This window comes from Agathobacter sp. (assembly GCF_977054825.1).
The window spans coordinates 258,138-268,064 of sequence record NZ_CDRTEH010000003.1 but is presented as its reverse complement, the minus strand read 5'-3'; the positions used below and the strand labels follow the sequence as shown (position 1 = coordinate 268,064).

Sequence of the window (9,927 nt, the reverse complement as noted above, 5' to 3'; positions counted from 1 at the left end):
CACCTCATCACTCTTCACCAGCGCCAGACAGATTTTTATAAAAAAACCAGTTTCTACTTTATCTCATCGTAAGCCAATAAAAAATTATAAATGTTGAAAACGATTGGGAACAGCGTAAGTTGGGAGATGTCATTGATGATATGTATAATGGGCAGACTCCGTCAAGAAATAAGAGTGAGTATTGGAATGGGACTATAAAATGGTTATCTAGTGGAGAGTTAAATCGTGGAACTGTATATGACAGTATAGAAATGATAACGGAAGAAGGACAGAAAGCAGCTAATTTGAAAATTGTTCCTAAGGGTACTTTTGTAATGGCTATTACAGGTCTTGAGGCGGCTGGAACACGAGGAAACTGTGCGTTATTGGGATTTGATACAACACTCAATCAGTCTTGCATGGCATTGTTTCCAAAGCAAGAAATGCTTACTTCAGAATTTTTATTTCAATGGTATAGGAAAGTTGGCGAAGAGTATGGAATCAATTACACTCAGGGAACTAAACAGCAAAGTTATAATGCTGAATTGATAAAAATACTGCCGATTTCATTACCTTCGGTGGGTGAGCAGAGGAAAATATTCTCTTATTTGAGCCACCTCGACCACCTCATTACTCTTCACCAGCGCCAGCACAAATTACATCGGAACACGCTTTTATAAACTGTTTTTTATCGTAAGTAACATAGTATCTATACAATGGTTAACATAAATTTGACAATGAACCGAACATAAACCAACCTCAAACAAAGCAAGCCTAATTATGTTTACATCAGCGTAAGCAGTACTAATAAAGGAGGTAGCGTATGCTAGAGGATATGAGCAAGGATGCATTATTTTACAACTATTACGCACAGTGGATAGAAGTGTATAAGAAAGATGCAATTCGTGAAGCCACTATGGCGAAGTACAGGATGACTCAAAAGTGGGTGGAGAAGCTGGCTCCGGAGCTTAGGGTTTGTGAGCTGACAAGGACCGCGTATCAGAAGATACTAAATGATTACGCAAAGGAGCATGAGAGACAGACAACACTTGACTTCCATCATCAGCTAAAGGGTGCGGTAATGGACGCTGTGGATGAGGGGCTGATAGAGCGTGATCCGACCAGAAAGGCTATCATCAAGGGGAAGACACCACGTGAGAAAAAGATTAAATATCTCAATCAGTTTGAACTGCATACGTTGATAGCTGATTTGGATATAAAGGAAGAGCCGAACTGGGATTGGTTTATTTTGCTTGTGGCAAAGACAGGGATGCGTTTTTCAGAGGCTCTTGCCATAACACCGAAGGATTTTGATTTTGGAAGACAAACTCTTTCTATAAGTAAGACTTGGGATTATAAGGGTAAAGGCGGTTTTCTGCCGACGAAGAATAAGTCATCTGTGAGAAAGATTCAGATTGACTGGCAGATAGTAGTAAAGTTTTCTGAGCTGGTAAAAGGGTTGCCGGAGGACGAGCCCATATTTGTAGGAGAGGAAAAGATTTATAATTCAACCGTCAATGACGCTCTCACCAGACACTGTAAGGCCTGTGGGATATCGGAGATTTCCATTCACGGACTTAGACACACGCATGCGTCTTTGCTTTTGTTTGCCGGTGTTTCTATAGCCAGTGTGGCGCGCAGATTGGGGCATGCAAGTATGACAACAACGCAGAAGACATATCTGCATATCATTCAGGAGCTGGAAAATAAGGATGTGGATCTGGTAATGAGGACTTTGTCAGGACTGTAATGTAGCTTTTTAAACAATATGCTTACGCTGATTTTGATATAAGTAATTTTGTGGTATTTTATGCCTATATTTGCTATAATAAATATAGTTAGTGTTTTGGTTTTGAAGAAGGAGAAATTATCATGCCGGAGTTGGAATCGTTAATAGAGCAGAAATTGATTGAGCAGTTGATATATGGGGATTCGCAGTGGACGTACAGACCCGATTTAAAGACAGAAGCGGATTTATGGAACAATTTTAAATATATTTTAGAGCAGAACAATAAGGACAGGCTGGATGGTGAGCCACTCTCTGATTCGGAGTTTGAGCAGGTAAAGAATCAGTTGCAGTTTTCAACATTTTATAAGGCAGGGGAGTGGCTGGTAGGCGAAAACGGCAAGGTCATGGTGCATGTACAGCGTGATACTAAGAAGCTTCATCTGGTTGTGATGAATCATGAGCATATTGCAGGCGGCAGCAGTGTGTATGAGGTTATAAATCAGTACAGTGCATTGAAGGATGATGAGGATGTCGCATCAAGAGACCGTAGATTTGATGTGACCTTGATGATAAACGGTCTTCCAATGATACATATTGAGCTGAAAAACAGACAGCATTCCTATATGGAAGCATTCAATCAGATAAAGAAATACATAGGTGAGGGACAGTTCAGGGGGATTTTTTCGGCTGTTCAGATGTTTGTTATAAGTAACGGTGTTGACACGAAGTATTTTTCAGCAGCAAGTGATACGGAGTTAAAGAAAGAATTTATCAGCGGATGGGTTGATAGGAACAACCAGCCGGTTTCTGATTATATTGATTTCGCAAAAAATGTTCTTAAGATTCCGCAGGCACATGAGATGATTGCAAGATATACGGTTTTAGACAACGAGGCTAAGCGGCTTATTCTGCTTAGACCATATCAGATACATGCTATTGAGGCAATTCGTGAAGCATCACGAACAGGAAAGTCAGGATTTGTATGGCATACTACAGGCTCGGGAAAGACGCTTACATCATATAAGGCAACAAGAAATCTGCTTATGGATATTCCGGCGTTGGACAAGGCTATTTTTCTTATAGACAGGAAAGATCTTGATGAGCAGACAAATACGTCATTTAGTTCATATTCTCAGAATGATTCAATTGATGTGGATAATACTGATAATGTGACTGATTTGAAAAATAAACTTAAATCGTCTGATAGACAGATGATTGTTACTACAATTCAAAAGATGCAGATTCTCATTTCAAAGCGTCTGAAGGAGGGCACACCTGAGTATAACAGGTTAAGAGGATTAAAAATAGCTTTTGTGGTGGATGAGTGTCACAGAGCTGTATCTCCGGCTACCAAGAGAATAATCGAGCGCTTCTTTGGAAAGTCACTTTGGTTTGGTTTTACCGGAACACCACGTTTTCCGGAGAATCCTTATCCATTGATGGGGGATTTGCCACGTACAACAGAGGAATTATACGGAGCATGTCTGCACAAATATACTATCCAGAATGCTATTCATGATAATGCTGTTTTGGGATTTCAAGTGGAGCATGATGGTCCAAAGGATGTGAAGGATGAGACTGACAGCAGCCGATATGAAAATGAGACGCATATGCTCAAGGTGCTTGAGGTTATTTTAAATAAGTCATATCATAAGCTGGGCTTTCAAAATGGAAAGGGCAAGACCTTTGAAGGGCTTTTGACTACAAGTTCTATTTCGCTTGCACAAAAATATTATGAGCTGCTCACAAGGGTGAAAAATGGAGAAACACCATTACATATAGATGAACGCATAAAACAGGTTTTACCGGACTTCCCTAAGTTTGCCATCACATACTCTGTAACTGAAAATGAGGACGGATCGCAGGTCAATCAGGAGAAGATGAAGCAGTCTCTTGATGACTACAATGCTATGTTTGATACAAAGTTTGATATCTCACAGATTACTTCATACAATAGTAATCTAAACAAACGACTTTCTAGAAAAGATCCTAAGTATAAGAGCAGAAACGAACAGCTTGACCTGGTTATTGTTGTGGATCGTCTGCTTACAGGCTTTGATGCGCCATGCATGTCAACAATTTTTATTGACAGGCAGCCGATGGGACCACACGATTTAATACAGGCTTTTTCCAGAACTAATCGTATATTTGATAAAAAATCAAAGCCGTATGGACAGATTGTGACGTTTCAGGCACCGGTACTTTTCAAGAAATGTGTGGATGATGCTGTCAAACTTTATTCTGCGGGAAGTACAGAGGATACACCGCTTATTGCAGAGTGGGATGATGTGGAGCCTGCTTTTAAGAAGGCGCTTGCGGCACTTAGAATTGCAGCTCAGACATCGGACGTCATTCCTTCAATGTCAGATGATGAGAAGTTTCATTTCATGAAGATGTTTCAGAGCTTTGACAGACTTTTTGCGCAGCTTAAATCCTTCAGCAGATATGATGAGAGTATGCTTGATGATTACGGAATTACTGAACAGGAATATATAGACTATGCAGGTCATTATCTGAACATAAAAAGTGAGATTGGACCAGACCCGGGACCGGACCCGGTTAATCCTCCGGTACAACCGGAAATAGACTCGGATTATGAGCTTATGGCATACAGTAATACAAGGATTGATTATGAATATATCATCAATCTCATTCAAAATATCGTCAATCCGGAGGAGGATGGTGATATCACCCCTGAGGAAAAGAAAAAGAAGATTGATGAGGCAAAGCAGTATGTAGAGGATCTGCGTAAGGATAATCCAAAGGTTGCAGATATCATGTCACATTTGATTAATGAGATAGAGCTTGATGAGAGCAGATTCAAGGGCAAATCAATTCTAAACATTGTTGAAAATATGAAACATGAATGTATAGAACAGGTTGTGAGTAATTTCTGCCTGCTATGGCATGCAGACAAGGATGATGTAATGTATGCGGCAACACATTACCGCAATGGAGTTATCCCTAACGAGAGTGCCATAAAGGCATCTATTAATTATCCTGAGTACAAAAATACAGTGGAACACGCTTTACCTAAATTCAAGTATTATACTAAGTTTTTCGCAGAGCTTAGGAGCACGTTGGATGACGAGATTAAGCCTTTAGTGTAAAAAATATGGCTAGTTTTGTCCCCAACAACCAAATCCATTTGACATTTTTGGTACACAGGAATAAAATAATATCGTTGATTTTGCATTTTGTTGACTGTATTCCGACATGATGCTACTATTTGTTCGTAAACAACAAACAGCAGATAATTAATGATATGAGGTTTTAGCAAAGGCGCTAAGGTGTATTCCTTAGTGCCTTTTTTAGCCCGGATATGCGTGGCTAAAAGCTATGAATACTTAGGTCATATGGAAAAGAGGAATACAGTATGAGCAGCACAAAATTATTTAAAAACGTAAGGCTTAAGGGCCAAAAGGAGCTTACTTCAATTCTTGTGGAGGATGGAGTGTTTAAGAGGATTGCGGCAGATTTACCGGAGCAGGAAGGCTGCGAGGTCATTGATTTGCAGGGACAGCTTGTCATTCCACCGTATGTTGATCCGCATATGCATCTGGACTATGTATTTACTGCAGGTCTGGGCGAGGAGAATGGCTCAGGAACCTTGTTTGAGGGCATTCAGCGCTGGAGCGAGTCAAAGGGACATATGACAGTGGAGCAGATGAAGGAGCGCATATATAGTGGTATCAGGAAAGAGATGTTGAATGGTGTGCAGGCAATCAGGACGCATATTGATGTCACAGACCCGACGTTTACAGGGCTTAAGGCTGCTCTTGAGGTGAGAGATGAGGTAAAGGATATTCTGGATTTGCAGATTGTGGCTTTTCCGCAGGAGGGCATGTATGCGTACAAGGGTGGTGATGAGCTTGTAGAGGAGGCTCTCAAGATGGGAGCTGACTGTGTCGGTGCCATACCACACTTTGAGCTTGCCAGGGAATTTGGTGAGAAGTCTGTACACAAGGCTATCGAGCTTGCGGTAAAATACGATAAGCTGGTGGATGCACATTGTGATGAGACTGATGATACACAGAGCCGCTTCCTTGAGCTTTTGAATGCACTTGCCCTGATGGAGGGTATTGGCACCAGGACTACGGCGAGCCATACATGTTCATTTGGCTCAGCGGACAACAGCTATGCCTTCAGGATGATGAAGCTATTCAAGAAGTCAGGTATCAATTTCATTTCATGCCCTACAGAGAATGTATATCTTGAGGGACGTCAGGATACTTATCCAAAGAGAAGAGGAATCACAAGGGTTAAGGAGCTGTATGACAATGGTATCAATGTCTGCTTTGCACAGGATTCCATGTCAGACCCATGGTATCCGCTTGGCAACGGCAATATGATGATGATTCTCGACCATGGCATTCATCTGGCTCAGATGATGTCTCCGGAGGAGATTACAAATGATTTAGACCTTGTTACCACAAATGGAGCCATCACCATGAGCATCACCGATAGCTATGGTATCGAGGAGGGGAAGCCTGCCAACTTTATCGTGCTCGATGCAAAATCAGAATTTGAGGCAATATGTGAGAGAGCAGGAATCACTGCTTCTGTCAGACACGGTGAGTATTTATTTGAAAAAATCCCGGCAAAGGTTACAGGAGCAATCGACCTGCTGAAATAAGAGGTAGTAATTCATGTTTCAGTGCAAGGATTTACTTTCGCTTACGACTTTGTCGCAGGCGAAGGTTATCGCCGGAAAAGGCGGTATGGAAAAAGGCATCAGGTGGTCTTATAAGGCAGAGAATATCAACTTTGAGAAATGGGTGCGGGGAAAGGAGCTTCTTATAGTGAGCAGCCCTGTCACACAGAGAAAGAATTTTGATTTGTACAAGACAATAAAGAAAGCGATAGAGCTTCAAATGTCATGTGCGCTTCTGCTGGTTGGAGAAAGCTATGTGACGCAGATAGATGATAAGGTAATTGATTTAGCGGAAAAGAATGATTTTCCGCTTTTTACCATGCCCTGGGATGTGCCGCTTTTGGACTTTTTTGAGGAGCTGGGGCATGCGATTTCATATCTGGACGACAGAAAGGATATAGAGGACAGTCTGCTTGCCGAAATTATTTTTGGAAACAGTATTAATACGACAAGCATAGAGCAGAAGTGCATTCAGATGGGGTATGAAAAAAGTGTACTTAAGCAGGTGTTTGTACTGCATATAGCAGGCAATATAATAAACAATGATCAGATAAGAAGCTATGCGCAGACCTTAAAGGATTATTTCAAGACGGCTGATTATCAGGCGATTGTATCATGCTATGGAGACAGAATAATCGGTTTCATGAATGACTGCACGGACAAAAGAGATGTAATTGTGGATATTTTCACGAAATTTGATGCTTTTTTGAAAAATGAGTACAGTGATATACGCTATACACTTAACATAGGCGAAAAATGCGATAATATCTCAAAGCTTCAAAAGAGCTTTCATGAGACATCAAAGACCAATGCCGTGCTTGAGCATATAGGCAGGACGAATGAGATTGTCTTTTATGATCAGATGGGCTTTTACAGGATGCTCATGGCATATGAGAATACCGCACCTATGAAGAGGTTTGCGGATGAGGTGCTTGGTGAGATAATCGCATATGAGAAGAAGGCCCACACGCAGCTTATGGAGACTATGTGGACGTATTTTGAGTGCGACTGTAATCTGCAGAGGACTGCGGATAGGCTTTTTTCTCATAAAAATACTGTGAAGTACAGGCTGCAGAGAGTAGAACAGCTCACAGGTAGAAGCTTTGCAGACCGCTTTGACAGCCAGGAGCTGTATAATGCGCTGATGATTTATTATTATCTGCAGTGATAGAGTGATAGGACTTAGGGCGATTATATTAGAAATCCATCAGATGATGACTTGAGCCATGATGACTTGAGTTTTTGGGTGGATTTGTTACATAGAAACAAAATCGCAAGGCAGGTTTTGTTTACATGAGACGAAAATACAGCCAAATTTACGTGAGCTATTGATTTGGCAGGCAGATAAATATAATATGTGTTCAACGAAAGGCAACGGGGCCGGAGGATAAGAATCCTTCGGCCCTTTTTGCAGTATATGATGCCTGGAAAGAGAGGAATATAAAGATTATGAGCTATGGACTGATTGCAACATTGATTGTAGTGGCGATTGTTGTCGGTGCAATCACAACAAAAAAATGTGAGGCTTTCCTGATTGCAGGATCTATGGTGGGAGCAATTGTTCTCTGGAAACAGGATTTCCTGTCAAAATGGGTAAGTACACTTGAGGGTGTGATGAGTGATGAGGCATATGTCATTTTGATATGCGGACTTTTCGGAAGTCTTGTCGCTTTGCTTACTGCTTCAAAAGGAAGCTTTGGTTTTACAAAGATTGTGTCAAAGCTTTGTAATTCAGAAAGAAAGACACTTTTTACCACATTTATTTTAGGAATATTGATTTTCGTAGATGATTACCTTAATGTTTTATCAATAGGAACAGCCATGAAGGGCACATACGATAAAAAGAAGGTGCCAAGAGAGGCTCTTGCATATCTGTTAGACAGCACCGGCGCTCCGGTCTGTGTACTGATTCCGTTCTCTTCATGGGCAGCGTATTTTGGAGCTATTTTCCTCCAGCAGGATTGTGTGAAGAAGCTTGCAGGTGGAAGCCTGATGAAGACATATATGATGGCAATTCCATATTGTGTTTATCCGATTGTGGCTCTTTTAATAGTATTCCTTTTCTGTATGGGATGGTTTCCAAAGCTTGGAGGCATGAAGAAAGCATATGAGCGTGTTGCTGCTACAGGAAAAACATACAGCGATATAAGCAGAAAGTACAATATAGGCTCTGAGTACGGTGAGGACGAGGGCAGAAGTGTATGGTATTTCATCATTCCGCTTGCTATACTTGTAGGTGTGGCAGTTGCAACAGGAGATCTGGTTGTGGCAGCGGTTATTGCGATAATTGTTTCTATGGTATTGTATATCGCAGGAAGGATTATGACATTCTCAGAGTTCTGGGATACATTTGTAAAGGGATTTTCGGATATGCTTCCGATTATCATTTTACTTATATCTGCACTTACATTCCAAAAGATTGCAAGTGAGATGAAGATGACAGAGTTCTTTGTAGATATATGCAAGCCGTTTATGGCAGGAAGTGTATTCCCGATGATTACATTTATCATTGTAGGACTTCTGGCTTTCATGATTGCAAATGCATGGGGTGTATGTACACTTGTAGCACCGGTGCTTTTACCGCTTGGCGCAAGTGTCGGAGCAAATATCGTACTTGTTATGGCAGCTATTCTTTCAGGCTGTGCATTCGGAAACCATGCATGCTTCTACTGTGACACAACAGTGCTCGCATCAAACGGAGCAGGAATTGACAACCTTGAGCACGCGGGCTCACAGCTGCCGTATGTGCTTATCGGAGCCGGTGTTTCTATAATTGGTTTCCTGATTCTGGGATTTGCGATGTAGCAGTTACACTGATATGTTAAGTAACTATAATTGTGAGATGATAACCCGTCAAAAGAAAAGGAGTACAGTATGGACGATAAAAAATATGTTGTAACAATAGCAAGGCAGTTTGGCAGTCTGGGACGTCCGATTGCCATGCGCATGAGCGAAAAGCTTGGTATAGAGTTTTATGACAGGGACATCGTGGAGGAGGCCGCGAAAAAGCTTAATCTTCCGGTGTCAAAAATTAATGAGATAGAGGAGAGCGCAAAGAAAAAGGTACATTCTAACAGCTTCAGAAGGATGATGTATCCGCTTGGTACACAGGCTGACGAGCTGCAGGATAAGCTCTTTGAGGCACAGCAGAATATCATCAGGTTTCTTGTGGAAAGAGAGTCATGTATTATAGTAGGACGCTGTTCTGATTTTATCCTGGCTGATGAGCCGAATCTGCTTAGAATATATATCTACGCACCATATGAGGAGCGTGTGAAAAACTGTGTAAATGATCTCAATATGGATGAGACTGAGGCCAGAAGGATGATTAAGGCTGTAGATGAGGCGAGGGATCATTATCATATGCACTATGCCGGTTTTCTGCCAAATGACCAGAGATTCAAGGAAATCATGATTGATAGCAGTATGCTCGGTACGGAAGGAACAGCGGACTATCTGGTCGATGCCGTAAAGAGAAGATTTGGACTTGAATAATACATATACAATTAAATACCGGATTGTGTTATAATATGTCTGTCGGCAGATTCGTCGGCAGACTTTTTTT

7 protein-coding genes are annotated in these 9,927 nt (G+C 41.3%); all 7 read left to right on the top strand.

Going from position 1 to position 9,927, the window contains the following annotated elements; all coding sequences use genetic code 11:
- Positions 1-83: 83 nt before the first annotated feature.
- The 7 genes from ACW6PM_RS05360 to ACW6PM_RS05330 all read left to right on the top strand — a co-directional run bounded on the left by ACW6PM_RS05360 (position 84) and on the right by ACW6PM_RS05330 (position 9,857).
- The gene (locus ACW6PM_RS05360; RefSeq protein WP_456056469.1) at positions 84-659 is read left to right on the top strand and encodes a restriction endonuclease subunit S; all 576 of its coding nucleotides are present in this window, start codon (positions 84-86) and stop codon (positions 657-659) included.
- Between the two features lie 143 nt (positions 660-802).
- The gene (locus ACW6PM_RS05355) at positions 803-1,729 is read left to right on the top strand and encodes a site-specific integrase (RefSeq protein ID WP_456056463.1); all 927 of its coding nucleotides are present in this window, start codon (positions 803-805) and stop codon (positions 1,727-1,729) included.
- 122 nt (positions 1,730-1,851) lie between these two features.
- Positions 1,852-4,818 (top strand): type I restriction endonuclease subunit R, encoded by a 2,967-nt coding sequence (locus ACW6PM_RS05350; protein WP_456056462.1) that lies wholly within the window; start codon positions 1,852-1,854, stop codon positions 4,816-4,818.
- 266 nt (positions 4,819-5,084) lie between these two features.
- Positions 5,085-6,344, top strand: a complete 1,260-nt coding sequence (codA, locus tag ACW6PM_RS05345; protein WP_456056461.1) for a cytosine deaminase — start codon at positions 5,085-5,087, stop codon at positions 6,342-6,344.
- Positions 6,345-6,357: 13 nt separating this feature from the next.
- On the top strand, positions 6,358-7,530 hold the full coding sequence (locus ACW6PM_RS05340) for a PucR family transcriptional regulator (RefSeq protein ID WP_456056460.1): 1,173 nt from the start codon (positions 6,358-6,360) through the stop codon (positions 7,528-7,530).
- A 281-nt stretch (positions 7,531-7,811) separates the two neighbouring features.
- Positions 7,812-9,167, top strand: coding sequence for a Na+/H+ antiporter NhaC family protein (locus tag ACW6PM_RS05335; protein ID WP_456056459.1), 1,356 nt, complete (start codon positions 7,812-7,814; stop codon positions 9,165-9,167).
- 69 nt (positions 9,168-9,236) lie between these two features.
- The gene (locus tag ACW6PM_RS05330) at positions 9,237-9,857 is read left to right on the top strand and encodes a cytidylate kinase-like family protein (protein WP_308669673.1); all 621 of its coding nucleotides are present in this window, start codon (positions 9,237-9,239) and stop codon (positions 9,855-9,857) included.
- The last annotated feature ends 70 nt before the right edge of the window (positions 9,858-9,927 follow it).

Bases quoted from the DNA above. Each gene is read 5' to 3' on its own strand.
- ACW6PM_RS05335 (WP_456056459.1), top strand. From the start codon at position 7,812: ATGAGCTATGGACTGATTGCAACATTGATTGTAGTGGCGATTGTTGTC.
- ACW6PM_RS05355 (WP_456056463.1), top strand. From the start codon at position 803: ATGCTAGAGGATATGAGCAAGGATGCATTATTTTACAACTATTACGCA.
- codA (WP_456056461.1), top strand. From the start codon at position 5,085: ATGAGCAGCACAAAATTATTTAAAAACGTAAGGCTTAAGGGCCAAAAG.
- ACW6PM_RS05350 (WP_456056462.1), top strand. From the start codon at position 1,852: ATGCCGGAGTTGGAATCGTTAATAGAGCAGAAATTGATTGAGCAGTTG.
- ACW6PM_RS05330 (WP_308669673.1), top strand. From the start codon at position 9,237: ATGGACGATAAAAAATATGTTGTAACAATAGCAAGGCAGTTTGGCAGT.
- ACW6PM_RS05340 (WP_456056460.1), top strand. From the start codon at position 6,358: ATGTTTCAGTGCAAGGATTTACTTTCGCTTACGACTTTGTCGCAGGCG.